Genomic DNA, 26,139 nt, shown 5'->3' with positions numbered 1-26,139 from the left:
GCGCCTCTTCGCCTGCGACGCCGACGCTCGCGGCCGATTCCGGTCAGCTCAGCCGCCGATGGCGCTCATCGGCCGCCGGGGCTGCGTGAAGCTCTCGTCGTCGATGCCGTGCCCGGCGGGTTTCCCCCACATCGCCGCCCGCCAGATCGTGGCGAGTTCCTCGTCGTCCGCCCCCGACCGCAGGGGGCCGCGCAGGTCGGTCTCGGTCTGGGAGAACAGGCAGCTTCGAAGTTGTCCGTCGGCCGTGAGCCTGGTGCGGTCACAGGCCGCGCAGAACGGCCGGGTCACCGAGCCGATGACGCCGACCGTGCCGGGCCCGCCGTCGACGGACCAGCGTTCGGCGGGCGCCGAGCCGCGCTCGGCCTGATGCGGGGTCAGGGTGAAACGCTCCTGTAGCAGCCGGAGGATCTCCTCGGCGGTGATCATCTCGGAGCGCTGCCAGCCGTGTTGGGCGTCCAACGGCATCTGCTCGATGAACCGGAGGTGATATCCGCCGTCCAGGGCGAAGCGCAGCAGGTCGGGTGCCTCGTCGTCGTTGACCCCGCGCAGCAGCACCGCGTTGATCTTCACCGGGTCCAGCCCCGCGGCACTGGCCGCCGCCAGCCCCGCCAGCACGTCGTCGAGCCGTCGCCTGCGGGTGATGGTGTGGAAGAGGTCCGGGCGCAGGGTGTCGAGCGAGACGTTGATGCGGTCGAGGCCTGCCTCGGCCAGTTCCACGGCCCGAGCCCTCAGCCCGATGCCGTTGGTCGTCAGGGAGATTCTCGGTCGCGGGCGCAGTCGGGCGGTATTGGCCACGATCGCCGTCAGGTCCTTGCGCAGCAGGGGTTCCCCGCCGGTGAAGCGCACGTCGCGGACGCCGAGCCGTTCGACGGCGATCCGCAGGAGTCGGCGAAGCTCCTCGGTGTCGAGCAGGCTGCTCTTGGCCAGCCAGTCGAGACCTTCGGCGGGCATGCAGTATGAACAGCGAAGATTGCAGCGGTCGATCAAGGACACTCGCAGATCGGTGGCCGTGCGTCCGTATCGGTCGATCAGGCCGTCGGCCGCCGGACGCGGCTCGCCGCCCGCCGTGCCGCCCGTCGCGCCGGGAACGACCGGGATGCCCAGCTCCACCGCACTCACGACTCGAGACTAACCACTCGTCGGCGTCGATTCCGCAGGCGTCGACGCCTATGCGGGCCTCGGCGGCGGCCGGGACCGTGGTGAAGATCATCTCTCGGCGGCTCCAGACCCGCCTCCCGCGGCCTGTCGTGACGTAAGGTCCGATCTCGTGCCCCGATACCGCATCACCGAGTCCGCCTCCCTGTTGGGGGTGAGCGACGACACGGTGCGCCGCTGGATCGAGCTCGGTCAGCTGTCCGCCGGTCGCGACGAGTCGGGTCGGATGGTGATCGAGGGAGCGGTGCTTGCCGCGTTCGCCGCGGGCCAGGCTCGCGAGACACCCGATCCCTCCGCTGTCGGCCGCTCCGCCCGCAACCGCTTCGTCGGCCTGGTCACCGAGGTGGTGGTCGACCGGGTGGCGGCGAAGGTCGAGATGGTCTGCGGGCCCCACCGGGTGGTGTCCCTGATGACGGCCGACGCGGTGGCCGAGCTCGGCCTCGAGCCGGGTGTGCTGGCGGTCGCCGTGGTCAAGTCGACCCATGTCGTCGTGGAGACCCCCCGCCAGAACGGCTAGGGAACCAGGCCGACACCGATGGCGCTTCCGCCGTCGGGCGGGCAGCATGAAGTGGTGATCGGATCAGCGGAGACTCGTCAGGAACGCTGGAACTACCTGTTGGACATGGACGGGGTCCTCGTGCACGAGGAGCACCCCATCCCCGGGGCCGATCAACTCCTCGCGGAGCTCGCCGAGCGTGAGATCGACTTCATGGTGCTGACCAACAACTCGATCTACACTCCGCGCGACCTGCGGGCGCGGTTGTCGGCCAACGGCCTCGAAGTGCCGGAGAAGTCGATCTGGACCTCGGCACTGGCCACCGCTCGCTTCCTCGACTCGCAACGCCCCGGCGGTTCGGCCTACGTGATCGGCGAGGCGGGCCTGACCACCGCGCTGCACGAGGTCGGTTACGTGCTGACGGATCGCGACCCCGACTACGTGGTGCTCGGGGAGACCCGTACCTACAGCTTCACCGCCATCACCAAGGCCGTTCGCCTGCTCGAGGCGGGCGCCCGCTTCATCGCGACCAATCCCGACGAGACCGGACCCAGCCGTGAAGGGAAGCTTCCCGCCACCGGAGCGGTGGCCGCGCTCATCGAGCGGGCGACCGGCCGGGCACCGTATTACGTCGGGAAGCCCAACCCGCTGATGATGCGGTCGGCGCTGCGGGCGCTGGGCGCCCATTCGGAGAACACGTTGATGGTGGGCGATCGGATGGACACCGACATCCGCGCGGGCATGGAGGCCGGGATGCAGACCATCCTGGTCATGACCGGGATCTCCGGGCCCGCGACCGCCGACAGCTTCCCGTTCCGGCCCACGCGGGTGATCGAGTCGATCTCGGAACTGGTCGGTGCGGCGCATCTGCCGTTCCCCGAGGACTCGCCTGCCAGGACGATCCTCAGCGCGGATCGCGGTCTGGGCGGCGGGGACGGCCCCGCCGACTGAGCCTGCTGGTCGGGCGGTCGGTCTTGGCCGGACGGACCGCGACGCCTCCGGCGGGCGGGTTCCGGCGGGCAGTGCCCGGCCGCTCAGCTGTAGAGACTGCCCCGCAGCACCGTCGTGGCGCGGCCCGAGATGCCGACCCGGTCGCCGCGCACGGCGACCCGGACCGTTCCGCCCCGCGCGGAGAGCTGCTCGGCGACCAGTTCCGTCAGCGCGAGCCGCTCGGACCACCAGGCCGCCAGGGTCCGATGCGCCGAGCCCGTCACCGGGTCCTCCTCAACGCCGACGCGCGGGAAGAAGCATCGACTGACGAAGTCGACGCCGTCGCGTCCTCCTGCCGCCGTCACGATCACGCCGCGATGCGGCAGCGCGCCCAGGGCGGCGAGGTCGGGGCGGACGGCCGCGACGGCTGCCGGGGAGTCGACCTCGACCAGCAGATCCGATGCGCCCGAGGCGACAGCGGTCACCCTCGCCCCGCCCAGCGCGGCGGACAGCTCCGAGGGCGGCTCGGCGATCACCGTCGTCGGATCGGCGGGGAAGTCCATGTCGATCCGGCCGTCCTCGGTGGCGACACAGGACAGTTCGCCGCTGCGGGTCGCGAAGACCTGATCGCCGCCGAGGACGTGCGCGGTGGCCAGCGTGGCGTGACCGCAGAGGTCGACCTCGACGGTGGGGGTGAACCAGCGCAGGGGCTTCGGCGCGTCGGCGGGGCCGTCGACCTCGACGAAGGCGGTCTCGGAATGCCTCAGTTCGGCGGCGACGGCCTGCATCCACTCCGGGTCCCGGAAACTCGGCAGCAGTACGACGCCCGCGGGGTTCCCCCCGAAGGGTCGATCGCTGAAAGCGTCCACGACGTACACGTCCACCGCCATGCGGAGAATGTAGAGCCCTCACTCAGCCAGGCGTCGCCCGGTGGCCGTCTCGGGGCGGCCGCCGCAGGTCATCGAGGCCGTAGGGGGCGAGGCTTCAGCTGGCCGATCGGGAGATGCGGGCTGAGGACGGCGGCGGCGATCGCGGTCACCGCGTCGGCGGCCTCGGCGGTGGTCGCGGTGGGGATGAGCAGGTGGCTGATGGTCAGCCGGACGACGGTGTCGGCGTAGAAGGTCGTCGAGGCGGGCGGTAGCTGCGGAAGCTGGGAGTGCAGCTGGCGGCTGATCAGCTCCGTCAACGCGCGCAGCGTCGGCAGATCGGGCACCGGGAGGAAGGGCAGCAGCGCCTCTCGGTCGATTCCGGTGAGCAATGAGGTGAGCAGCGGATCGTTCGCCGAGATCTCCAGTATCCGCCGGACGGCCGCGCGAATTCCGGCAACCGGATCATCAGCGCCCCTGATTGCCTGTCCTACCCGCTCCAGACAGATCCGCGCCTGGTTCAAGACCACGGTGTGGGCAAGAGTTTCCTTGCCGCCGAATTCGTTGTAGACGGTCTGTCTGCTCACACCCGCCATCGCTGCGACCTCACTCATTCGCAGTCTCGCGAAGCCGCGTTCGGCGAGCAGGTCGGCGGCCCCGCACAGGAGGTTGTCGCGTAACGACATCTTCACCCGCACGGTGAGCCGAGGGGCTGGGGTCACCTAGATATTCTGACGCACCGTGACTGGATGTCAATTGGGCTACGCTACTCGTTGAGTAGTCAAGAAAGTGGGGGATCGTGATGGGTCCGGTCATCGGCTTCGATCTCGACATGACGCTGATCGATCCGCGACTGGGAATTCGCCGGATCATGCGGTTTCTCTCGCAGGCGACGGGCATCCACGTGGACGGCGCGCGTCTCGCTGAGAATCTGGGCCCGCCATTGGAAGACGCGCTGCATGCGCACGGCCTTTCGGCGCAACAGGTGCGGACGGTGGTCGACCGGTACCGGGCCGACTATCTCGAACACGTCGTCCCGGAGACGGTGGCGATGCCGGGCGCGGCCGAGTCGTTGGCGGCGGTCCGCGAGCTGGGCGGCCGGGTCGTCGTGGTCACGGGCAAACATCGGCCGAGCGCGGCGCTGCACCTCGCGGCCTTCGGCTGGGAGGTGGATCACCTGGCGGGCGGAGTGTTCGGGGTCGGCAAGGCCGCCGTCCTGACCGAACACGGCGTCGGGCTCTACGTGGGAGACCACGTCGCCGACGTGCTGGGGGCCAGAGCCGCAGGCGCACGGGCGGTCGCCGTGGCGAGCGGGCCGTGTTCGGCGGCGGAGCTGGCGGCGGCGGGCGCGGACGTCGTGCTGCCGGACCTCAGCGGCCTGCCCGCCCTGCTCCGCGAGATGACCAGCCCGCCCGCGGCCCCGGCTCGCTGAGCCTCCGGCGTCGTCGGCACGGAGAGCTGCACCGCACCCGGGCCTGCGCGGGGTCGTCCCGACGGCGCCGAGGACCGGTGATCGTCACGCCGGATCGTTGCGAGGCCAGGCCGACTCGGTCGGCGGGCGCCGAGCGAGTCCTGCGCCGGCCTGCGGGCCGCCCGGCGACGTCACGGGGCCTGGGACTCGTCGCGCGACTGCTCAGCGGCGGCGTGACTGCCGAAGCATCGCGATCACGCCGAAGAACATTCCCAACGGAGCCAGCAGGCAGGCCACATTCAGCCAGACCGGCTGATCCGAGTAGCCGAGGGCGAAGAGCACGAACGTCGCGAAGACCGCGAGAAGTCCGATGCCGAAGGTCGTCAGGGACAACGGGAAGAGGGGACTTCTGCTCGCCTGCGTGCTCACCGGACCAGCGTAGCCCGGCCGTACGTCGATCGATCCCCTCGGCGAGCGCCGCCTCGATTGAGGGAACCTCTACCCTGGGATTCGTCGTGCCTGCCACTGGCCTGGTGCGACCCGACGACGAGTAGGAACGGTGAGGACAGTGCCGAGCGGCAGGGTCAAGTGGTACGACGCGGAGAAGGGATTCGGCTTCGTGACCCAGGACGGAGGCGAGGACGTCTACGTCCGTGCCTCCGCGCTACCGCCGGGGGTCGAGGGCCTGAAGGCAGGCCAACGAGTCGAGTTCGGCATGGCCGAGGGGCGCCGTGGTCCACAGGCTCTGTCCGTGAAGATCCTGGACGCACCGCCCTCGGTCGCCGAGGCGAGGCGCAGGCCCGCTGAGGAGCTGCACGGGCTGATCGAGGACATGATCACGGTGTTGGAGGCGAGCGTTCAGCCGGAGCTGCGGCGCGGCCGGTACCCCGACCGCAAGAACACCAAGCGGATCGCCGAACTGGTCCGCGCCGTCGCTCGGGAGCTGGAGCCCTGAGCACCGGCCGCTGACGAACACCCGGGGCCGGGCCGAGACCTCACTCCGATGACTGCCTGCGGCGATAGGCCCGCTGTTGGCAGCTACGGGAACAGTAGGACCTCGGCCTGCCCCGGCGCGGCTCCGGCATGACCGCTCCACAGACCTCGCAGCGCACCGGCTTCTTTCCATCACGATTTTCGTCACGGCGCCGGACGAGGAGTTCGATTCCGTCGAGTGTGCGTTCGAGACCGAACTCGAAGGCGTCCACCGGCTGGTCGTAGCCGCCCGACTCCCAGAGCCTGCGCAGCGTCGGGTAGTCGCCCACGCGCTCGTACAGCGAGTCCCGGTCCTCCCACCACTGCTGATGGGTCTGTCCGGTCCGCTGCTCCGTCTTCTCGACCTCCTGCTCGCTCCGCGCGGCACTGTCCACGAAACCGCCGATCAGGTCGACCACCGCCAGCACCTCGGCGGGCGGCAGCCTGCTGCTCGCGGCGATGGCGAGCACCCGCTCGAAGTTGCTCATGATGTTCGGTCCGGGCACCCGGCGACTTCCCGTGCTGTCCACCAACCAGCGGTGTCGACGGTGCAGGTCGCGGTTGTCGCGGGCCCAGGCCGCGAGGCCCGACCGCCAGTCCGAGGCCCCTGCCGAGGCCTCGATCTCCGCGTAGACGGCGTCGCGCATCAGGTCGATGAGCTCGGCTTTGCCCGGCACATGCCGATAGAGCGCCATCGTCGTGTAGCCGAGGCGCTCCGCGATCCGGCGCATCGACAACTCCGCCAGGCCGTCGGCGTCGGCGAGGTCGACGGCGGTCGTCACGATCCGCGACAGGCTCAGCCGTACGTCCGTGACCTGGTCCGCACCGGTGTTCCAGAGCAGCTCGACCGTGTGGTCCGGGTCGAGTGGTCGATCCTCGTCCGTCCCCATCCTGCCTCCGTCGTGCCCGCTGCGACTTGACTGCACTGCCGCGTGGATGTTTATGGTGTAATCAGAAGTATATGCCATAACTATGGAGGACCAGCAGACATGGCAGACACCACGATCATCGTCGCGCCCTGGGGCAGCGACAGCTCGCCGGGCACCCCGGAGCGGCCGTTGGCGACGCCTGCCGCCGCGCAGCGCCTCGTGCGCGAGCGGACCGCCACGATGGCGGCAGACCTGGTGGTGCAGTTCCGGGCTGGTACCTATCTGCTGGATGACACCCTCGATTTCCAGGCCGGACAGGGAGATTCCGGCACCGGGGGCCACCGGGTGGTCTACCAGCCGCACGGCTACGGAACCGCCGAACAGGAAGAGGTCGTCCTCAGCGGCGGCCGGGTGATCACCGGCTGGGAGCGGTCCGACGACGGCACGTGGTCCGCTCCCATTGGAGACCTCGAGCCTCGGCAGCTCTACTGCGACGGCCGCCGGATCGGCCGCGCCGTCTCCACGGCCGGGCTGCCGGGATCGTCTGTGACGAAAACAGAGTTTGGATACGTCACGGACAGTCCGCTCCCGCAGGAATGGGCCGATGCGGACGGCATCGAGTTCGTCTACACCGGCATCTATCCGTGGGCACAGGCGCGCTGCGCGGTCGCCCAGATCACCGGCGACGCCCGTTCGACGAGAATCGTCATGGCACAGCCCGCCTGGGATTGGGCGCGACGGCTCTACGTCGGCGAGTGGAACGGCGGTGACGGCGAGTCGAGCTGGGAGCCGCTCGCCGGACCGTCTGAGATGGAGAACAGCCGCACCTTCCTCACCGAGCCCGGCACCTTCGTCCTCGATCGCTCCGTTCCCGGCAGCCATGTCCTGCACTACCTTCCTCGGCCAGACGAGCGCCCGGACGCCGCCGTCGTCATCGCCCCGGTGCTGGAGACGCTGATCAGCGGCTCCGGGACGGCGGAACGGCCGCTGGCCGACCTGACGCTGCGCGGGCTGACCTTCGCCCACGGTGCCTGGTCGGGCATCCGCACGACGGGTGGTCACCTGCACTATCACGGCGACACGCACTACGTCGGCGGCGAGGTCATGGAGGTCGTGCTGCCTGCGGGCATGGGCAGCGTGACCGTGCCGGTCGACTCGGAGCAGCTGCCCGCGAACGTGGCGTTCTCCCACGCCGCGCGTGTCGTGCTGGCGGCGAACCGTTTCACCGCGCTCGGTGCGGGGGCGCTCGGGATCGGTCCTGGCTGCGCGGAGGTGATCGTGCGTGGCAACACCGTCGACGACGTCTCCGGCAGCGGCATCACGCTGCGCGAGGCAAGGGACTGTCTCGTCGAGGACAACCTGGTGCACGACATCGGCGCCGAGTACCGAGGCGCCCCGGCGATCCTGCTGGCCGAGACGCAGGACGTCGTCGTACGGCACAACGAGGTGCATCACGTGCCGCATGCGGGCGTGGTCGTCACCGGCGGCGAGCAGGCTCGAGGGGCACACATCATCGCGAACCTGATCCACCACACGATGACGGTGCTCGCCGACGGCGGCGGCGTCTACGTCTCGGCGCCGCAGGGCTCGTCCTTCGCCAGCGGAGCGGTGATCAGGGGCAATGTCATCCGGGACACGCTCACCTCCTACAACTTCGGCCTCTACACCGACTACGGCGCCGCCTGGGTGACCATCGCGGGCAACGTCGTCCATCGCGGAGACACGCCGGTGGTGCTGGAGGTGGCGCCGCCGTTGCGTGACGTCGTGTTCATCGGGAACTTCTGGGACGACCAGCCCGCAGGCCAGGACGACCCGCCGGACACGGTGATCCTCGCCGGGAACACCGTGCTGCCGAAGGAGGGCTTCGAACAGGCGCTGGCGGCCGATCCGGCGAGCGCCGACATCGTGGCCTCGGCGGGAAGACGGTCGCGCCAGGCGGGTTGAGCCGCTCCAGTCGCGGCAGGGGGCGTCGGTCTGCGCGATGGCCGGGTTCCCCAGCCTGGCGAGCAGGGTTCGGCGACCAGCGACCGGTCGGCAGCCCGAGAGACGGCGGCATGCCTCGCCGCCGTCTCTCGTCACGACTGTGCGACTCCGGCTGTGTGGCGAGCCGCCGAGGCCCACGGCAGGCCGGTCAGCGGTCGTCGACCGAGAGCACCCAGATGCCGCTGGTGATGAAGCCGACACCGCTCTCGGGGTCCTCGACGAGGACCGCGCCGAACTGCTGCACCTCCAGGGCTTCCAGCTGGGCGTCCTCCTCGGGCAGCCGCAGGGTGTAGGCCAGCCGCTCGTCGGGCGCGAAGACCTCGCTGCGACCGTCGACCACCTCGCCGTCGACGCGGTAGCGGAACACGACCTGCCACGGCGTATCCCCGATGTGATGGGGCACCGAGATCTGGAGCGGCGCACCGGGCGGGACCCGCAGCACGCCCACCGCGCCCTCGTTCACCGAGCACTCGGTCAGCTGGGCGTCACAGAGCTGTGCGGGCTCGACGTGGACGGTCTCCCGGTTCGAGTAGAAGGTCACCTTGGGCGTCGCCGGGACAGCGCAGCCCGCCACCGCGAGGCCGGCCAGCATGGTCACGGCAAGTCTGGCGAGCCGGGACCTGTTCACCGGCGGGGCGTGGGACACGACAGGGAGCCTAGTTCGCCGTCGATCAGCGGCGGGCCGGGTGGTCGCTCGCCGCCGTGGCGGTGCAGGTCAGCCGCCGGGTTCACCTGGCAGGTACGACGCTGCCGAGTGTCCGCGAGTCGGGCGGGAGGCCTTCACCGCGCTCGTCACCGGGGACGCCCTTCGCGGTTCAGCGGTCCGGCGGTGCCTCGATGGTCGCCGCCGACGGGGAGCCCGGCGTCGCGGCGTCCGACCGGCCCCGGCCGAGCTGCGGGCGTCCGGGAGACTCCCGCCGACCCTGCGGGGGCTGCGTGGGCCGGAATCCTCGAGAAGGCAGCAGCGACCTGCCGTTGCCTGCCAGCACCGTCTGCACCAAGCCGAGCACCAGCAGGACCGACAGCACCGTGAAACCGATCCAGTACGAGGGCGGCAGCAGCAGTCCGAGCACGCCGCCGAAGACCCACGCGAGTTGCAGGATTGTCTCGGAGCGACCGAAGGCAGAAGCCCGCGACTCCTCCGACGTCTCCCGCTGGACCACGGAGTCGAGTGAGATCTTGGCCAGCGCGCTGGCGGTCGAGCCGACCAGGGCCACCAGCGCCGCCGTCAGGATGCCCGGCACGATCGCCGCGAACACCGTCGTCGCCAGCGCCGCGCTCACGGAGACGACGATGACCTGGTGCGGCCTGCCCATCCGCAGCCGGGCACCGACGCCGTTGCCGACGAAGTTGCCGAGCCCGGCCGCGCCGACGATCAATCCGAGCAGCATCACCTGGACGCCTGCGGACTCCTCGGTCTCCGCCTTCACGACGAAGGCCGCGAAGAAGGTGAGGAAGCCGGTCAGGGTGCGCGCGGTGCCGCTGCCCCAGAGACCGACGATCACGCTCGGCCCCATGGGTTGTCGGCGTGCCTTACGCGGGCCGGCGCTCAGCGAGGCGGGGACCTCGCCCTCGGTGACCTCCACCCACGCCGGGATGCGCAGACACAGGACGGTGCCCGCCCCCGCGAGGAGCACGGCGAACCACAGCGCGCCGGAGGAGTCGAACACCGCCGCCAGGCCGCTGGCCAACGCCCCGAACACCCCGCCTGCGGCCAGCCCGAAGATGTTGAGTCGGGCGTTCGTCTCGACGAGCGTGATCTCGGAGGGCAGCACTCGCGGGGTGACCGCGCCCTTGAGGACGCCGAACGACTTCGACATCACCATGCTGCCCAGGGCGGCCGGATACAGCAGCCAGCTGTCGAAGTTGACCGCCATCATCGCCAGCAGCGTGACGCGGGTGGCGAACGACATCGCCAGGGCGATGCGCCTGCCGCGTTGCAGCCGGTCGAGCGCGGGCCCGATCACCGGGGCGATCAGGGCGAAGGGCGCGACGGTGATCAGCAGGTAGAGCGCGACCCGGCCCCGACTCTCGCCGGTGGCCGCGGAGAAGAACAGGGTGTTGGCCAGTGCGACCGCGATGGCGGCGTCCACCGCGTAGTTCATCATCACGGCGTAGGTGAGCCGGTTCAGCCCGGACTTGTCCGCGCCGTCGGCGTGCGCGGCCCGCCGGAACGCCTGGAAGGCCTGGCCGGTGAGCTGCCTGCTCCGATACATCGCCACGCGGGTGACGGTCAGCTTCTTCGGGCCTCGGAGATGCTCCGCGTGCTCTGCCGCATCGTCGGGGGCGTCATCGGGCGGGACGTCGGTCCGGTGGACGGGCACGACAGGCCTGCCGGGGCGCTCGGCCTCGTCGGCCGGTTCGTCCCGGCTGCGCAGTCGCCGGGTGCCGGAAGCGGCCCGGCGGGGTTCGTCGTCCTCGTCGGATCGGTAGTCGTCCCGATGGTCGTCGCGGTAGTCGTCGCGACCGGCGTCGCGGCGGTCCGGGTGCCGGTCGTGATCCGGCCGGGTCCGGCGGGGCGCGCGACGGCGGTCGCGGTCCCCGTCCCCGTGATGGTCTCGGTGGTCGTCATCCCACTCGCGGTCGTCCGGCCGGTCGGCGTACGCGGGGCGCTCGTCCGCCCGGTCCGAGCCCCGAGGCGACCGGCCTCGAGGCTCGTCCGTCCTGCGCCGAGGCCGGTCGTCGTACCGATCGTCGTAGTCGTCCGCGTACCGGTCGTCATACCGCTCGTCGGACCGGGGCCGGTCGTCACGCCGATCCCGGCGATCGTGCTCCCGGTAGGACCTGCCGTCCTCGTCCCGATCACGTCTGCGGTCGTCCTCGTAGCGATCGTCCCGGCGTCGATCATCGCGATCGGGTGCCGACCGTGCATCGCGCCGGTCGTAGTCCTCTCGGTAGGACAGGTCGTCGTGGTCGTACTCGTCGGCGTAACGCGCAGGCCGTCGCCTTCTGGGCGACGGCTCGTATCGATCGCGACTCCGGACCGGCGGCTGCCTGCGGGTCGGCGTCTCGCGTGCCGAGCGGGTCTCGGCCGCGTCGTCTCGACTCGGCCCGTCGTGGTGCTCGATCTCGGTCCGTCTACTCGGACGCAGCATGCCCTTCCGCCTGGCACGGCCGCGACGATGGTCGGGCTCTTCTGGCGGATCGGAACGCAGCACGGGCTCAATCCTGCCGTACGCGACCGGGTTCGCGGACCCGGTTCCGGCAGTGAATCGGTCGCGGTCGCCTGATCATCGTCCGCGACCGTGCCGCCTGCGGTCGATCATCGCGTCCCTCGCGTGCCGCAGGCGCGATCACTCTGCGGGAACGAATCGGACCCGGAAGGTGCTCGGCCAGCGTTTGCCCGTCAACAGGAACTCGTCGGTGTCCGGGATCGCGGCGATGCCGTTGAGCACGTCGGCACCCGGCTGCTGGTCGGAGGGAAGAAGACCGGTGGCGTCGACCACGCCGGTCACCTCGCCGGACTCCGGGTCGATCCGGAGGATGTCGTCGCTGAACCAGACGTTGGACCACACCTCGCCGCCGACGCATTCCAGCTCGTTGAGCTGATGGCGCGGCTCGCCCTCCTGGAGCACCCGAACCGAGCCGAGCAGCTCGAAGCTCTCCGGGTCACGGAACTGGAGCTGATCGGTGCCGTCGCTCATCACCAGTCTGGTGCCGTCGTGGCAGAGACCCCAACCCTCGCCGGGGTACTCGAATCGATCGATCTCGGCCAGCGTGTCGCGATCACGTAACAATGCGATGTTGTTCTGCCAGGTCAACTGCCAGATCCGATCGTCGACGACGGTGATTCCCTCGCCGAAGAGCGGGCTGGGCAGATCCTCCTGGTTCAACACCTCGCCGGTGATCGGGTCGGTCGCACGCAGCGACGACTGCCCGACCAGTCCGGTGCCCTCGTAGAGGATGTCGTCCGCGATCTCGAAGCCCTGGGTGAAGGCCGTGCGATCGTGCGGACGGGTTTCGAGGACCTCGACGTCGTAGCGCTGTGGCACCCTGCCCGAGTGCGCAGCGTCCTGATCGGCATGATCGCTCTCGGACTGTCGATCATCCTGTGCTGGTGCCTCCGGAAACGCACCGCAGCCGCCGACCAGCAGGCCGCAGAGCATCATCACGACGGTCTTCGACAAGGCGGATCTATGCAGGCCCACTCCGACAGCGTGGCACGGGACGAAGCCGAGCAGAAGACGTCCGGCACAATCGGAGGGGTGATGTCTCCCAGCACCCCGAGGTTCGTGCCGGAACCCCCCTCCGGTCAGGTCGGCGTGGATGCGACGTCTGCCCGTCTGCCCGCCCCCGCTCTGGCCGAGGCAGTCGAGCAGGCCAGGGCAGCGGCCCAGTCGGAGGCAGGTGAGGAGAGGGTCGGCGAGCACGTCGGCATCCAGGCGGAGGACGACTCCTCTGCCACCCACCAGTTCGTCGCCACCAACGCCGGATACGTCGGCTGGCGGTGGGCGGTCACGGTCGCCTTCGCGGGCCCCGGCACCCCGGTGACGGTCAGCGAGGTGGTGCTGCTGCCGGGGCCGGACGCACTCGTGGCGCCGGAGTGGCTGCCATGGGACCAGCGGGTCCGGGCCGGTGACCTGGGAGTCGGCGATCTGCTGCCCTCGGCTCCCGACGACCCGAGGCTGGTACCGGGCTACCTGGCCAGCGACGATCCCGCGGTCGAGGAGGTGGCCAGCGAGCTGGGCCTCGGCAGGCGCAGGCTCCTCGGTCGACATGGCAGGGTGGAGACGGCGCGACGCTGGTTCCAGAGTGACTTCGGTCCAGAGGCACAGATGGCCCGCAGCGCGCCCGCACACTGCGGGACCTGCGGTTTCTACCTTCCACTCGCCGGTTCGCTGCGGGCGGCCTTCGGCGCGTGCGGAAACGAGATGGCACCCGCCGACGGCCGCATCGTCCACGCGGAGTACGGCTGTGGTGCGCATTCCGACGCCGAGGTGGACAACGCCTCGCCGGTCCCGGTCGCCGAGGTCGTCTTCGACGACGCGGGCGTCGAGCTCATCCCGGTGGGTGCGGTCCGGACTCTTGACTCCGGTGACTCCGACGCCACGCAGGCCGCCGTCGAGGGCGGCGCCGCCGACGAGTCGGCCGATGCCGTCGCGGCGGACGTCGCATCGACCGAGGTCGATGCGCACACAGGGGCCGAGGCGTCCACGGTCGTCACCGAGCCGTCGCACAGCGCGCGTGTCGACGAGGCCGAGGCTCGGCCCCAGGTCCAGGACTCCGGTCCCGCCGACTCGGCTGCGGCAGGCGTCACCGCCTCCGACTCGACCGCCTCCGCCGATGCGGCCGCCACCGCGCCGCAGGCGGGCGAGACGGGCGAAGCGGCCGCCCCCACCCAGCGGGACGCGGCACGGCCCCGACGAGTCCGGTCCCGTCGTGGCCGGTCCTCGGCTGCCGAACCGGCCGAGGAGACCGGGAAGGTCGACGAGGCAGAGCAGGACAAGGCAGCGAAGACCGAGAAGACAGCGAAGCCCCGGAAGTCCCGTAAGGCCGGGAAGGCCGAGAAGGCGGGCGCGGTCGAACAGGGTGCGGGGCAGGCGACGAGCGATCCGCAGTCCACCGACGACGGTGGCGCGACCACGTGACGGAGGCAGCTCCGGCGCAGGAGCCGGTGGTCGATCCCTTCGACACGGCGCGACTGCGCGAGTCCGTCCTGCTCGCCTGGCGCAGCTCGCCGACCCGGTTTCGGGAGGACGCCAACAGCGAGGACGACCTGCGCTTCGGCGGCTATCGGGATCGGCTGCTGGTCGAGCTCGCGCAGAATGCGGCGGACGCTGCGGTCGAGGCGGGCATCGGCGGGACGCTGCGTCTCGCCCTGATCAGCGCCGACGGAGTCACCGAGCTGCGGGCCGCCAACACCGGCACGCCGCTCACCGCAGACGGGGTGGCTGCGCTGAGCGCGTTGCGGGCCTCCGCGAAGCGCGGCGAGACGAGCGTCGGGCGCTTCGGTGTCGGCTTCGCCGCCGTGCTCGCGGTCAGCGAAGAGCCCGCCGTGATCTCGTCCACCGGATCGGTGGTCTTCTCCGCCGCCCGGACCGGCGCGATCGTCGCGGGCGAACCCGCACTGGCAGCCGAGTCCGCCGAGCGGGACCACACCGTCCCGGTGCTGCGCCTGGTCTGGCCGGTCGAGTCGGCGGAGCCGCCGCCCGCGGGTTTCGAGACCGAGGTGCGCCTTCCCCTGCGCGCCGAGGTCGACGGCGCGGCCGTGCTCTCGGCCTGTGCCGAGCAGGCCGCCGACCTGCTGTTGGCTCTGCCGGGACTGGTCAGGATCGAGATCGAGGACCGGTCGTGGCGGCGCGAGGATCACGCTGACGGACGCGTGACGGTGCACGGGCCCGCCGGGCCTCGGCACTGGCTGTGCAGACGCTCCGACGGAGTGTTGACCGAGGACGAGCTCGGCGAGTCCGGGGCGGAGGCCCGGCGACGTCGTCGCTGGTCGGTCTGCTGGGCACTGCCGGTGGATGCCGACGGGACGCCGGAACCCCAGGCCGCCGATCGACTGCACGCGCCGACCCCCACCGACGACCTGCTCTCGCTGCCCGCACGCCTGCTGGCCACGGTCCCGCTCGAAGCCGACCGCAGGCGGGTCCGGCCGGGCACCGCGCTCGACGCGGTCCTGGACCGCGCCGCACAGACCTATGCCGAGCTGCCCGCCGCGCTGGCGCCCGATCGTCGGATCGCCGTGGTGCCCGCACCGGGCTTCCCCCGTTCCGAGCTGGACGAGGTGCTGCGAGATCGACTGCTGCCCGCCCTGCGCGAGGCGGCCTGGCTGCCCGCCGCGACCGGCGCCGAGGTGACCGCCCGCCGAGCCGTGGTGATCGAGGACGGCACGCCCGAGCTGATCGAACTGCTCGCCGAGGTGATCCCCGGACTGTTGTCCGCAGGCCTCGGCGAGGCTCGGCACACGGCGGTGCTGTCTGCGCTGGGCGTGCGCCGACTCGGGCCTGCCGAGGTCGTCGCGGAGCTGTCCGGCCTGCGACGCGAACCCCGGTGGTGGCGGCGGCTCTACACCGCGCTGGTCCCGATCGCCGAGGGGCCCGCGACCCGCCGCGACGAGTTGGGCGCGCTGCCTGTGCCGCTGGTGGACGGTCGCACGGTCACCGGGCCTCGAGACGTGCTGCTGCCCGACCCGGAGCTGGCCGCGCTCACCGAGACGACGGTGGTCGACGTGACGGGCCTCCGGATCGCGCACCCCGACGCGGTGCATCCCCTGCTGGAGACGCTCGGCGCCGTGCGAGCGGGCCCGGTGGATCTGCTGGACTCCGATCCGGTGCGACAGGCCGTGCTCATCGGACTCGACGAGGCCGAGGCGGGCGGCGAGGTCACCGCGCTCGTCGACCTGGTGCTTGGGCTGGTCGCGAGGGCGGGGGACGGCCCGAGGCCCTGGCTCGCATCGCTGCCCCTGCCCGCGACGACCGGTGAGCTGCGGGCCGCCGACGAGTTGATGCTGCCCGACGCCCCGCTGGCCTCGGTGCTCGACGAGGACGCCGGGCTGGGCGTGCTCGCCGCGTCGGTCGCCGACCGCATCCCGGTGGACGTGCTGCGTCGCGTCGGCGTGATCAGCGGTTTCAGCGTGCTGACGGTCGAGTCACCCGACGGACCCGATCACGACCTGGCCGACGAGGAACTCTGGTGGGCCGACGTCGACGGCGATGCGGAGCCGCCTGCCGAACTGATCGCGGTGCGCGATCTCGACCTCGTCGCCGCCCATGCCTGGCCCGCCGCGCTGCGGCTGCTGCGCGCGGAGCCCGCCACCTGGCGGGCGGTGCGTGCACCCGGCTACACCGCTTGGTGGCTGGCCCGCTACGCGTCGCTTGCCGGACGTCCGCCCAGGCAGTGGCGGCTGCCGAGCGCTGGTGAACTCGCGGGGCTCTACGACCCGGTTCCCGAGGCCGTACTCGCCGAGACCGACGAGGAACTGTTGGTGGCGGCCGGTGTCCGCACCGAGTTGCTGATCACCGGGAACGCGGATGCGGTGGAGCTGCTCGCTCGGCTGGCCGACTCGGAACTCTCGGTCTCGGCCGGGACCGCCCTGCGCGTCCATCGGGCGCTGGCCGATGCGGTCGCCGCCGGGCTGATCGACGCGGCGCGGATCGATCCGCCGGACTCGCTGCGCACGCTGACCGGCGCGGTGGCCGCCGCCGAGGACGTCGTGGTGCTCGACGAGCCGTGGCTGCTGGCCGTCGGCGATCCCGCGAGCTGTGTCGCCGTCGCCGAGCCGGACCCGTTCGCCGACGACGAAGGCGGGCCCCGGCAGCAGGGCGCCGGGAGCCAGGTCGCGCCGGGTGATCTCGGCAGCCTCAGGGCTGGGGCGGAGCCGGGCGGCGCGGTGGAGTTGGCCGAACTGCTGGACCTGCCGTTCGCCTCGGACGAGTGGGCGGGTCGCGTCGCCGAGCCAGGCCGTCCGATCGACTGGGCGGCCCACGACGGCATCGCCCGCGTGGTCGACCTGATGGGCGTCCGCGTCCCGGACGGTGTGCTGTGGCTGCACGAGAAGCTGCCGGTGCGATCCCGTGACGTCGAGCATCAGGTGCCGTGGTGGGTCGACGAGGACGGCGGCGTGCATGCGGCCGACACCCATGAGGGACTGGCTCGCGCGCTGGCCTGGCGGCTGGATCGCTGGTCGCAGCGGCACCTCATCGCCGCGCTGCTCATCGAGTCCACCGCCGTCGGCCTGTTGGGCTGATCCGTCCCCCTAGGCGGGCGGGGCGCACCGGCTTGCTCAGCTGCGGTGTCTGGGAAGATCCCGAAGGTGTCGGGGCGTTCTCGAATCGCCTCGGGTGCGGCTGGACACGCGGCGGATTCGGCGCCGATATGTCGGCAGGGTCTGTGTGCAGCGGCCGTTCCGGTCGCGGTGACCCGGAGGTCGTCGCGGGTGAAGCGGGCCGTGCGGCGGGATGCGGACCCGAGAGGAGAGTCAGACCCCGGTCTGCGCCGAGCGGGAGCCGCTGCGGGCGGCGGCGCGCTGCCACCGGAGGACGCCGTAGCCGAGCAGGCCGAGCACGGTGCCCGCCAGGCCGGTCCAGAGCCAGATCGAGACGTCGAAGTCCGTCATCAGGTTCACCAGCAGCAGCACGACGCTGGCGAGGCCCCACATGCCGGTCCCGACCAGGACCACCGGGTCCGGCTCGGCGAGCCGGGGGTTCAGTGGTGGCGGAGTCTTCCACTGCCGGGGGGCTGGGGGAGGTTCGATTTCGGTCGGTTCTGGCACGAGGTGCAGGTTACGCCCTTCGACGTCGGGTCCGGGCGTTGTCGCTCGACCCGCCCCGTTCGGCGGAACCGCCCGGGTGCGGAGCGGGTGCCTGTGCGAGCGTCGAGGCTGATCAGCGAGTGAGGCGGGTCTCCTTCGTGTGGCGCCGAGCATGGCCAGGGCGATGCAGACCGGTCACGCCGAGCCCGTACCGTCTCGTCGGTTGCATCGTCGCTGCCGCAGAGCAGGATCGTCGCTGCCGCAGGGCAGGTCAGGACCAAGGAGTGCAGATGGCTTCGGCGCAGGAGGATCGGCCAGAGGGCTCGGCGGAGCAGTCCGCCACGCCTGCGGGGTCGTCAGGGGCGGGCGCCGCCGAGACGCAGGCCGCCGCCTCCGGCGACCCGGCGAACGCCCGAGGTCGCGGCTCGGTGCTGGATCGGTTCTTCAAGATCTCCGAGCGGGGCTCTTCGGTGGGCCGGGAGGTTCGCGGCGGGCTGGTCACCTTCGTCACGATGGCCTACATCATCGTGCTCAACCCGCTGATCCTGGGCAGCTTCGCCGCCGACGATCCCAGTGCCAAGACCGACGTCCTGGGCGGCATCCTCACCGTGCCGCAGGTGGCGGCGGTGACCGCACTGGTCGCGGGCGTGATGACCCTGCTCTTCGGGCTGATCGCCAACTATCCGTTCGGCTTCGCCGCCGGGCTGGGCATCAACACGCTGGTGGCCGTGACGATCGTCCCGCAGGTGACCTGGGCGGAGGCGATGGGTCTGGTCGTCGTCAACGGGGTGCTGATCCTCATCCTGGTGGCGACCGGCTTCCGCACGGCGGTCTTCAACGCGGTGCCGCCGCCGTTGAAGGCGGCGATCGCGGCAGGCATCGGCGCGTTCATCTGCTTCATCGGCCTGGTGGACGCAGGCTTCGTGCGCAGGCTGCCCGACGCGGCAGGCACCACCGTCCCGGTGGGCCTGGGGATCGACGGCTCGGTGGCCTCCTGGCCCACCGCCGTCTTCGTCTTCGGCCTGCTGCTCACCGGCATCCTGGTCGCGAGGAAGGTGCGGGGCGCGATCCTGATCGGCGTCGCCGCCGCCTCCGTGCTGTCGATCGCGATCGAACCGCTGGTGGACGCGGGGCGGGGCGGGCCGGACAACGCGACCGGTTGGAGCCTGAGCTACCCGTCACTGCCCTCGGACGTCTTCTCGCTGCCCGATCTGTCGCTGGTCGGCGACTTCTCGCTCGGCGCCTTCGTCCGGCTCCCGATCATCACGGTCTGCCTGCTGGTCTTCACTCTTCTCCTGGCGAACTTCTTCGATGCGATGGGCACCTTCACCGGCCTGGGCAAGGAGGCGGGCCTCATCGACAAGAACGACCAACTCCCCGGCGTCGGCAAGGCGCTGTTCGTGGAGGGCGTCGGCGCGGTGGCGGGCGGCGCGGCCTCGGCCTCGTCGAACACGGTGTTCGTCGAGTCGGCGGCGGGCATCGCCGAGGGCGCCCGTACCGGCCTGGCGAACGTGGTGACCGGCGTGCTCTTCCTGGCCGCGATGTTCCTCACCCCGCTCTACCAGGTCGTGCCGATCGAGGCGGCGGCTCCGGCGCTGGTGGTGGTGGGTGCGTTGATGATTGGTCAGGTTCGGCACATCGACTTCACCGACTTCACCCTCGCCCTGCCCGCATTCCTGACCATCGTGGTGATGCCGTTCACCTACTCGATCGCCAACGGCATCGGCGCGGGCTTCGTCAGCTACGTGCTGCTGCGCGCGGCGACCGGGAAGGCACGCGGCATCCATCCGCTGCTCTGGGTGGTCGCGGGCGCCTTCGTCCTCTACTTCGCGGTCGGCCCGATTCAGGAGCTGTTCGCCTCCTGAGGGAGCTCCCGGTCCCGGGCAGCCGAGGCCGGAGCTCGCAGTCGTCGGCTCGCCGTGGGGCCGCCTGCCCGGTTGTGTGGGGGCGGTCACTCCGACGGATCCTCGAGACATGAGCAAGGATCGCTTGAGACGGAGCTCGCGACGTGCTGAGCGCCCCAGATAGTGAGGTAGGCTAACGAGGTGTCGGATTTTGACGACTCCGGTCTTGCCAGCAGACTCCGCGTGGCGGTGGTGCGGCTCAACCGCAGGCTTCGGGCCCAGCGTGCTGACTCCTCGGCGACGCTCACTCAGCTCTCCGCGCTCTCCTGCCTGCACAAGTGCGGGCCGCTGACTCCTGGGGAGCTGGCCGCCAAGGAGAACGTGCAGCCGCCGTCGATGACCCGCGTGATCAGCGCGCTGGAGGACGCCGGATTCGTCAGCAGGCGCCCGCATCCGACCGACGGCAGGCAGGCGATCGTCGAGATGACCCCTTCGGGCAAGGGCTACATCAAGGCCGAGGTGAGCGCGCGGGAACGGTGGCTGGAGCGGAAGCTGGCCGAACTCGACGACTCCGAGCGCGTGGTGCTGTCTCGCGCGGCGGAGATCATCGAGCGAGTGGCGGGGAGCTGATCGGATGACCTGCCCGAGCGCCGCACCGCGAGACGCGAAAGAAGCGCGCTGAGTCATGCCGGCGTACGCATCCGACGACGCCGGCAAGCCCGCGAACGGACCCCACCCCGCCGAGGCGAATCCGACCCTGCCGCCGCCCGGTCGCCGAGTGCGGCCGCCGAGGAAGGCGGGCATGTTCGCCTCCCTGCGGGTGCGCAACTACCGGCTCTACGCCAGCGGGCAGATCATCTCGTTGATCGGCACCTGGATGCAGCGCATCGCCCAGGACTGGCTGGTGCTCAAGCTGTCCGGCGACAGCCCGGTGGCGTTGGGCTTCGCCATCGCGCTGCAGTTCCTGCCCACCCTGGCGCTCACGCTGTGGGCAGGCGTGCTGGCCGACCGCCTAGACAAACGCAAGATCCTGCTCGTGGTGCAGACCGGGGTGGGCCTCTGTGCGCTCGGCCTCGGCCTCCTGGATCTCACCGGCGTGGTCGTGCTGTGGCACGTGTACCTGTTCTGTCTCCTCCTCGGCTGCATCACCGCCGTGGAGACGCCTGCCCGGCAGTCGTTCGTCATGGAGATGGTCGGGCGTGAGCAGGTGGCCAACGCCGTCGCCCTGAACTCGATGACCTTCAACACCGCGCGGATCATCGGACCCGGTGTCGCCGGTTACGTGATCGCGGCGATCGGCACCGGCTGGCTGTTCGTGGCCAATGCCGCCAGTGTCGGGGCGGTGATCCTCGTCCTGCTGCTGATGGACACCGCGAAACTGCACCGATCGCCGCCGGTGCCCCGAGGCAGAGGGCAGCTCCGCGAGGGACTGCGATACGTGCGCAGCAGACCCGACCTGACGGTGTTGATGGCCCTGGTCTTCCTGGTCAGCACGTTCGGTATGAACTACAACACGACGCTGCCGGTCATGGCGAACAACTTCTTCCAGACCGGGCCGGAAGGCCTGGGGCAGCTCTCGATGCTGATGGCCGTCGGGACGCTGAGCGGGGCCGCACTGGCCGCTCGGCGGAGCAGGAACGGCAGGCCGAGGCTCCGGCTGCTGCTGACCGCGGGCGCGGCCTTCGGCCTGCTGTCGGTGGTGGTGGGGCTGATGCCGGAGTTCTGGTCCTTCGGCCTGCTGCTGATTCCGGTCGGCATCACCTTCATGACCTTCAACCTGTCGGCGAATGCCACCGTCCAGCTCACGGTGGAGCCGACGATGCGCGGTCGGGTCATGGGGCTGTACATGCTCGTGCTGCTCGGCGGGATGCCGTTGGGCAGCACCCTGTCCGGCTGGCTGGCCGAACGGGTCACCGTCCCGTCACCGATCATCGTGGGCGGGGTGATCTCGCTGCTGGCCTCGGTGGCGGGCGGCGTGGTCCTGGCCAGGGTGACCGGCGTGCGGCTGCGCACCGTGCTGAGCAGGCGGCGGGCCGGTGCCGACGGCGGGCTGCCGACGGCCGCCGACGTCGCGTCGGATCGGGCGCGGCAGGCGGACGGTGCGACGACGTCGGACGCGGGGGACGTGGCGTCGGCGCGGGCGACCGAGGCGACCGCGCCGGGTGGCGAGGTCGCCGAGCGGGCGCCGGTTCCCGACGTCGCGATGCCCGAGGTCGCGGTCCCGGAGTTGTCCGTGCCTGCTGAGGCACTGCCCGGCTCCGCCAAGACCGACTGCATCGCCGCGGCCCGGTCCGACGCGGCCGAGTCTGGTGCGGTCCGTGCCGATGCGGCCGAGTCTGCTGCGGGCGAGTGCGCTGCGGCCGGGTCTGTCGGGGCCGAGTGCGCCGGGACCGAGGCTGCTGGAGCCCGAGACGACGACGCCGACCGCGATGCGGACGGCCCTGCCGCAGCTGCTCTAGACCCGCACCCGGCCGGCCTTGCGCTGGCGAGTCCGGCGGGCTCGGAGACCGGGGACGAAGACGAACGTCGACGGAACGTGCGGGACCCCTTTGCAGGGAAGGAAACTTAGGCTAACCTAATCCTAGTTCGCTTCGTGGTGGGAGCGGCAGTCAGTTCGGGAACCGATTCGGCCCCGGCACCGCTTCGGCGGTGTCGGGGCCGAATCATCTCCAACACCTCGACGATCCGGTCGAGACGACGAAAGCGCTCAATCCGTCGGCCAGGTGTGCACCGGATCACCGTGGTGCATCAGCTCGACGTACTCCCGCAGCATGGCCAGCAGGGCCTCCCGCCGGTTCGCACCCCGCTCCTCGAAGGTCGCGACCCTGCTGCGCTGCCAGCTCGACCCGGTCTGTCGGGTGAGGCAGCGCTGCTCGATGACGGCGAGGTAGCGCTCGCGCGCCGCGTCGGACACTCCGCACCGGGCGAGTCCGTCGTGTGCCATGGGCAGCAGGGTGCGCAGCACGAGCTCGTGCGGCGGCGTCCAGCCCTGACCAGGCCAGAAGAGCTGAGCGTCCATCCCGTGTCGCGCCCCGGAGTACAGGTTCTCCTCGGCTGCGTGGAAGGACATCTGACTCCACAGCGGACGCTCCTGATCCGCCAGCGCACGTTGCGCGCCGTAGAAGAACGCCGCGTTCGCCATGGTGTCGATCACCGTGGGGCCTGCGGGGAGCACGCGGTTCTCCACCCGCAGGTGCGGCTGCCCGTCCACGACGTCGTATACCGGCCGGTTCCAGCGCCACACCGTGCCGTTGTGCAGCCGCAGCTCCGAGAGCCGGGGAGCGCGCCCCGCCCGCAGGGCCGCCAGGGGGTCTTCGTCGTCGGTCTCGGGCATCAACGCGGGGAAGTACCGGGCGTTCTCCTCGAACAGGTCGAAGATCGACGTGACCCAGCGTTCGCCGAACCAGACCCTCGGCCGGACGCCCTGATTCTTCAGTTCCTGGGGGCGAGTGTCGGTGGCCTGCTGGAACAGCGGGACGCGGGTCTCATGCCAGAGCGCCCGATCGAGCAGGAACGGCGAGTTCGCCGCCGTGGCGACCTGGACGCCTGCCAGGCACTGTGCTGCGTTCCAGTGATCGGCGAAGTCCTCGGGAGTGACCTGGAGATGAAGCTGGACGGAGGTGCACGCCGACTCCGGGAGGATCGAGTCGGCATAGCTGTGGAGCCGTTCCTGCTCCTGCCCCGACAGCGACACCCCCTCGATGTTCAGCATGATCTCCTCGCCGCGCGAGGAGAAGATCTCGTGGTTGAGTACCGCGTACCGATCGTTCTCCGACAGCCAGTGCGGATCGAAGTGCTCGCCGCGTAACGTCGGCAGAATCCCGATCATCACCAGGCCGGTGCCGACGGTCCGCGCCCGAACCTCCGCGCTGTCCAGTGACGCGCGCAGTTCGTCCTCGAGGAGAAGCGCCTCGTCGCCGCGCAGCGGGTGCGGTCGGACGTTGATCTCGATGTTGTGCTGGCCGAGCTCCGTCTGAAACGAGGGATCGTCGATCTGATTCAGCACCTCGGCGTTGGCCATCGCGGGCACGCCCTGTCCATCGATCAGATTCAGCTCGATCTCCAGCCCGATGTGCTCTCGCTCCGGCGAAAAGCTCCTCTCCGCGAGCATCCTCGCCAGCGCGTCCAGACAGCGCTGCACCTTGTCTCTGAATCGTTGGCGGTCTTCGGGACTGAACGACCGGGCGGCCGGATCATTCCCCATGGTGCCTCCCTGCTGGGCGCGGTAGCGGATGCTCACCGTGACACAGGGAGTAACCACCAGGGCAGCGGCCAAAACGGTGCCCGGTGTCACAAGTGTTTAACGCTGCGTACACGAGGCAGGTCATGGGATCTGCGCGGGAAAGTGCCTTTCGCCACCGCCGACGTCCGTCGATGCGAGACTGCCTGTGTGGCGCACTGGACCCTGATCTCAGACCCCGACGACGCGGAGGTGGACGACTTCCGCGATCTCTCCGCCGCTGATCGACGACCCGACCGCCCCGGCGGCCGAGGTCTGGTGATCGCGGAGGGCACCGTGGTCGTCCGCAGACTGCTGGAGTCCGGATATCCGGTACGGGCGCTGCTGGGCGTGGAACGTCGCGTCGCCGATCTGATGCCGGATCCTGGCGGATCTCGACATCCCCGCCTTCGTGACCTCGGCCGAGGTCATGGCGAGCATCGTGGGCTTCCATCTCAACCGGGGAGTGCTGGCGGTGGCCGATCGGGCGCCGCGGCCCAGCGCGGAGGAACTGCTGAGCACGGCGAGAACGCTCGCGGTGCTGGAGGGGATCGGCGATCACGAGAACCTCGGCGCGCTCTTCCGCAACGCCGCCGCCCTCGGGATCGACGGCGTGCTTCTCGGCGGCGGCTGTGCCGATCCGCTTTACCGCCGCAGCGTCCGGGTGTCGATGGGCCATGTCCTGCGAGTGCCGTTCGCCGAGCTGCGTCCCTGGCCGGACGGCCTCGGTGCGCTGCGGGAGGCGGGTTTCCGCGTCGCGGCGCTGACGCCGGACGCCTCCGCCCTTCCGCTCTCCCACTTCGAGCTGGCCAGCGGACAGGGCGCGGTGCTGTTGGGCTCGGAGGGGCCGGGGCTCACCGCCGAGGCGATGGACTGGGCCGACCTGCGGGTGCGCATCCCGATGGCGGTCGGCGTCGACTCGCTCAACGTGGCCACGGCAGCGGCCATCGCCTTCCACCATCTCGGTGTGTTCCCCGAGCCTGCCGAGTATCGCAGCCGCTGACGCGGCCGTCGCCGCCTGCGCGCACCTCGCGGTCATCGTCGAGAAGACGACGGCCGCGTCAGCACCACGCGTCGTGGTCGTGAGGAGCGCGCCGGGTGGTCCCGGCGTCGCCGGGCTGTCACCGTGAGAGCAAGAGGGAACGCCGCCCAGGAAGGGGACGGTCGTCGTGGAGCTGCGGGTTCGAACCGGACGTCCGGTACTGAGCCGCAGGCCTGCCTCGGCAGGCGAGGAGGAGCGCTGCCCGCCCGATCTCAGTGCACTGCCCCCAGGTCTGCGTGCCGCGCTGACCGAGTGGGCTGCGGTCGCCGAGAGCGTCGCCGACACCGAGGCGGCGGAGGGCACGCTCGGATCGGCGGTCTCCGATCGCGGCAGACGTCTCGCCGGGCTGCTCGCCACGGTCACGGACAGCGATGTCGTCTATCTCGATCCGATCCGGGAGGTTCAGGTGCGGATCAGGCCCCCGGACAAGCGTGCCGACTCCCTCGCCCGGCAGGCCAGAGGACGGTCTGCCTGCGGCGAGTCGACGCCCTGGGCCACCGGGCTCACGGTGAGCGCAGTCGTCGCGATCATCGTGACCATCACGCTGACGACCGTCTCGGTGGGCTGGGCGGAGACCGCCGCGTTGTTCGCGGCCGGGGTGAACCTCGTGGTCGTCGGCGGACTGGTGCCCGCGATGTGGCTGCTGCGCCGGACGCCGGTCTGGCGCTGGATCGTCTACGGCGCGGCGGCCGGTGTGCTGTTGTCCTGGACGGGTCTGCTCATCGCCGCTCTTGCGGCCCTCGGCTGAACATGGCGGCGACGGCGGATCAGGCCGTGGAGCCGGGCCGCCGTCGTCGCAGGCCGGGGCACTCGCCTGCGGTGGACGACGGCAGCAGGCCTGCCCACGTCGAGCACCGCCGCCTCGGTGCGGAGCGATCGGGGCGGACGGGCGGAGCGACGGACGGGGCGGACCCGCCGGACCGCTGATCATCGGGCAGGCAGGCGGGCAGGCGGGCAGGCAGGTCCGGCATGAAGCAGACAGGCGACTGCCGCTGCGCCGCGCGTCCGCCCGTGGCCGTCGGGTCGTCGTCCGGCTCGACACCCGACGCCGGCCGCGGCGGTTGGCACCGCCGGGCGGGGCGCGCGGCGGCCGCCGATCGCCGTCGAGGCCCGCCGTGTCGACTCGCCGTGTTGAACCGCCTTGTCGAATCGACCCGGT

The 26,139-nt window shown here is 70.9% G+C and carries 20 protein-coding genes and 2 pseudogenes; 12 read left to right on the top strand and 10 right to left on the bottom strand.

The genetic code is table 11. From position 1 onward, the window contains the following. Positions 1 to 48: 48 nt before the first annotated feature. Entirely contained in the window at positions 49 to 1,119 is a 1,071-nt protein-coding gene (moaA, locus tag UA74_RS28575; RefSeq protein ID WP_075742950.1) for a GTP 3',8-cyclase MoaA, read from the bottom strand. Positions 1,120 to 1,267: 148 nt separating this feature from the next. Here moaA and UA74_RS28570 point away from each other — a divergent pair, with 148 nt between their 5' ends. Together UA74_RS28570 and UA74_RS28565 are read left to right on the top strand one after the other, a co-directional pair. Further along, positions 1,268 to 1,672 (top strand): TOBE domain-containing protein, encoded by a 405-nt coding sequence (locus UA74_RS28570; RefSeq protein WP_075742949.1) that lies wholly within the window; start codon positions 1,268 to 1,270, stop codon positions 1,670 to 1,672. A gap of 105 nt (positions 1,673 to 1,777) precedes the next feature. Further along, positions 1,778 to 2,602: an HAD-IIA family hydrolase gene (locus UA74_RS28565; protein ID WP_232237884.1), complete on the top strand. Its 825-nt coding sequence runs from the start codon at positions 1,778 to 1,780 to the stop codon at positions 2,600 to 2,602. 83 nt (positions 2,603 to 2,685) lie between these two features. On the opposite strand, the gene UA74_RS28560 is transcribed toward UA74_RS28565, so the two are convergent. Then, on the bottom strand, positions 2,686 to 3,471 hold the full coding sequence (locus tag UA74_RS28560) for a PhzF family phenazine biosynthesis protein (protein WP_075742948.1): 786 nt from the start codon (positions 3,469 to 3,471) through the stop codon (positions 2,686 to 2,688). Positions 3,472 to 3,539: 68 nt separating this feature from the next. Continuing rightward, entirely contained in the window at positions 3,540 to 4,169 is a 630-nt protein-coding gene (locus UA74_RS28555) for a TetR family transcriptional regulator (protein WP_083683759.1), read from the bottom strand. 80 nt (positions 4,170 to 4,249) lie between these two features. Between UA74_RS28555 and UA74_RS28550 the strand changes: the two genes are divergently transcribed. Then, on the top strand, positions 4,250 to 4,879 hold the full coding sequence (locus UA74_RS28550) for an HAD family hydrolase (protein ID WP_075742947.1): 630 nt from the start codon (positions 4,250 to 4,252) through the stop codon (positions 4,877 to 4,879). A gap of 201 nt (positions 4,880 to 5,080) precedes the next feature. Here UA74_RS28550 and UA74_RS28545 read toward each other — a convergent pair whose 3' ends face one another. Further along, entirely contained in the window at positions 5,081 to 5,287 is a 207-nt protein-coding gene (locus tag UA74_RS28545) for a hypothetical protein (protein ID WP_075742946.1), read from the bottom strand. Positions 5,288 to 5,426: 139 nt separating this feature from the next. On the opposite strand from UA74_RS28545, the gene UA74_RS28540 reads away from it, so the two are divergent. After that, positions 5,427 to 5,813, top strand: coding sequence for a cold-shock protein (locus UA74_RS28540; protein ID WP_075742945.1), 387 nt, complete (start codon positions 5,427 to 5,429; stop codon positions 5,811 to 5,813). Positions 5,814 to 5,853: 40 nt separating this feature from the next. On the opposite strand, the gene UA74_RS28535 is transcribed toward UA74_RS28540, so the two are convergent. Continuing rightward, positions 5,854 to 6,720 carry a TetR/AcrR family transcriptional regulator C-terminal domain-containing protein gene (locus UA74_RS28535; protein ID WP_075742944.1) on the bottom strand — a complete coding sequence of 289 codons (867 nt, stop codon included), beginning with the start codon at positions 6,718 to 6,720 and terminating at the stop codon, positions 5,854 to 5,856. A gap of 99 nt (positions 6,721 to 6,819) precedes the next feature. Here UA74_RS28535 and UA74_RS28530 point away from each other — a divergent pair, with 99 nt between their 5' ends. Further along, a complete protein-coding gene (locus tag UA74_RS28530) occupies positions 6,820 to 8,643 on the top strand; it encodes a right-handed parallel beta-helix repeat-containing protein (protein ID WP_075742943.1) in 1,824 nt (607 codons plus the stop codon). 187 nt (positions 8,644 to 8,830) lie between these two features. Here the strand turns inward: UA74_RS28530 and UA74_RS28525 are convergent, their stop codons facing one another. The 3 genes from UA74_RS28525 to UA74_RS28515 all read right to left on the bottom strand — a co-directional run bounded on the left by UA74_RS28525 (position 8,831) and on the right by UA74_RS28515 (position 12,788). Beyond that, positions 8,831 to 9,328, bottom strand: coding sequence for a DUF2771 family protein (locus tag UA74_RS28525; protein ID WP_232237530.1), 498 nt, complete (start codon positions 9,326 to 9,328; stop codon positions 8,831 to 8,833). A gap of 169 nt (positions 9,329 to 9,497) precedes the next feature. Next, positions 9,498 to 11,840: an MFS transporter gene (locus UA74_RS34220; protein ID WP_318533275.1), complete on the bottom strand. Its 2,343-nt coding sequence runs from the start codon at positions 11,838 to 11,840 to the stop codon at positions 9,498 to 9,500. Positions 11,841 to 11,975: 135 nt separating this feature from the next. Continuing rightward, a complete protein-coding gene (locus UA74_RS28515) occupies positions 11,976 to 12,788 on the bottom strand; it encodes a glutaminyl-peptide cyclotransferase (RefSeq protein WP_083684182.1) in 813 nt (270 codons plus the stop codon). A 102-nt stretch (positions 12,789 to 12,890) separates the two neighbouring features. On the opposite strand from UA74_RS28515, the gene UA74_RS28510 reads away from it, so the two are divergent. Beyond that, positions 12,891 to 14,270 carry a DUF3027 domain-containing protein gene (locus UA74_RS28510; protein WP_083684181.1) on the top strand — a complete coding sequence of 460 codons (1,380 nt, stop codon included), beginning with the start codon at positions 12,891 to 12,893 and terminating at the stop codon, positions 14,268 to 14,270. Next, positions 14,267 to 17,371: a sacsin N-terminal ATP-binding-like domain-containing protein gene (locus UA74_RS28505; RefSeq protein ID WP_198042871.1), complete on the top strand. Its 3,105-nt coding sequence runs from the start codon at positions 14,267 to 14,269 to the stop codon at positions 17,369 to 17,371. The genes UA74_RS28510 and UA74_RS28505 overlap by 4 nt, the downstream gene beginning before the upstream one ends. A 231-nt stretch (positions 17,372 to 17,602) precedes the next feature. On the opposite strand, the gene UA74_RS31265 is transcribed toward UA74_RS28505, so the two are convergent. Further along, a complete protein-coding gene (locus tag UA74_RS31265; protein ID WP_232237529.1) occupies positions 17,603 to 17,896 on the bottom strand; it encodes a DUF2530 domain-containing protein in 294 nt (97 codons plus the stop codon). A gap of 269 nt (positions 17,897 to 18,165) precedes the next feature. Here UA74_RS31265 and UA74_RS28495 point away from each other — a divergent pair, with 269 nt between their 5' ends. The 3 genes and pseudogenes from UA74_RS28495 to UA74_RS28485 all read left to right on the top strand — a co-directional run. After that, positions 18,166 to 19,740, top strand: coding sequence for an NCS2 family permease (locus UA74_RS28495; RefSeq protein WP_083684180.1), 1,575 nt, complete (start codon positions 18,166 to 18,168; stop codon positions 19,738 to 19,740). A gap of 180 nt (positions 19,741 to 19,920) precedes the next feature. Further along, positions 19,921 to 20,349, top strand: coding sequence for a MarR family winged helix-turn-helix transcriptional regulator (locus UA74_RS28490; RefSeq protein ID WP_075742940.1), 429 nt, complete (start codon positions 19,921 to 19,923; stop codon positions 20,347 to 20,349). 55 nt (positions 20,350 to 20,404) lie between these two features. After that, positions 20,405 to 21,709 (top strand): annotated as a pseudogene (locus tag UA74_RS28485) (MFS transporter); the annotation flags it as partial. A 717-nt stretch (positions 21,710 to 22,426) separates the two neighbouring features. On the opposite strand, the gene UA74_RS28480 reads toward UA74_RS28485, so the two are convergent. Then, entirely contained in the window at positions 22,427 to 23,923 is a 1,497-nt protein-coding gene (locus tag UA74_RS28480; RefSeq protein ID WP_075744340.1) for a glutamate--cysteine ligase, read from the bottom strand. A 186-nt stretch (positions 23,924 to 24,109) separates the two neighbouring features. Here UA74_RS28480 and UA74_RS28475 point away from each other — a divergent pair. Together UA74_RS28475 and UA74_RS28470 are read left to right on the top strand one after the other, a co-directional pair. Then, positions 24,110 to 24,941, top strand: a pseudogene (locus tag UA74_RS28475) (TrmH family RNA methyltransferase). Between the two features lie 166 nt (positions 24,942 to 25,107). Next, a complete protein-coding gene (locus UA74_RS28470; RefSeq protein ID WP_075742939.1) occupies positions 25,108 to 25,728 on the top strand; it encodes a DUF2537 domain-containing protein in 621 nt (206 codons plus the stop codon). Positions 25,729 to 26,139 lie beyond the last annotated feature (411 nt).

The organism is Actinoalloteichus fjordicus (assembly GCF_001941625.1).
Lineage (GTDB): Bacteria > Actinomycetota > Actinomycetes > Mycobacteriales > Pseudonocardiaceae > Actinoalloteichus_A > Actinoalloteichus_A fjordicus.
This window is presented reverse-complemented; position numbering and strand designations above follow the sequence as displayed.

Bases quoted from the DNA above. Each gene is read 5' to 3' on its own strand.
- UA74_RS28560 (WP_075742948.1), bottom strand. From the start codon at position 3,471: ATGGCGGTGGACGTGTACGTCGTGGACGCTTTCAGCGATCGACCCTTC.
- UA74_RS28510 (WP_083684181.1), top strand. From the start codon at position 12,891: ATGTCTCCCAGCACCCCGAGGTTCGTGCCGGAACCCCCCTCCGGTCAG.
- UA74_RS28530 (WP_075742943.1), top strand. From the start codon at position 6,820: ATGGCAGACACCACGATCATCGTCGCGCCCTGGGGCAGCGACAGCTCG.
- UA74_RS28515 (WP_083684182.1), bottom strand. From the start codon at position 12,788: ATGCTCTGCGGCCTGCTGGTCGGCGGCTGCGGTGCGTTTCCGGAGGCA.
- UA74_RS28565 (WP_232237884.1), top strand. From the start codon at position 1,778: ATGGACGGGGTCCTCGTGCACGAGGAGCACCCCATCCCCGGGGCCGAT.
- UA74_RS28495 (WP_083684180.1), top strand. From the start codon at position 18,166: ATGGCTTCGGCGCAGGAGGATCGGCCAGAGGGCTCGGCGGAGCAGTCC.
- UA74_RS28550 (WP_075742947.1), top strand. From the start codon at position 4,250: ATGGGTCCGGTCATCGGCTTCGATCTCGACATGACGCTGATCGATCCG.
- UA74_RS28480 (WP_075744340.1), bottom strand. From the start codon at position 23,923: ATGGGGAATGATCCGGCCGCCCGGTCGTTCAGTCCCGAAGACCGCCAA.
- UA74_RS28535 (WP_075742944.1), bottom strand. From the start codon at position 6,720: ATGGGGACGGACGAGGATCGACCACTCGACCCGGACCACACGGTCGAG.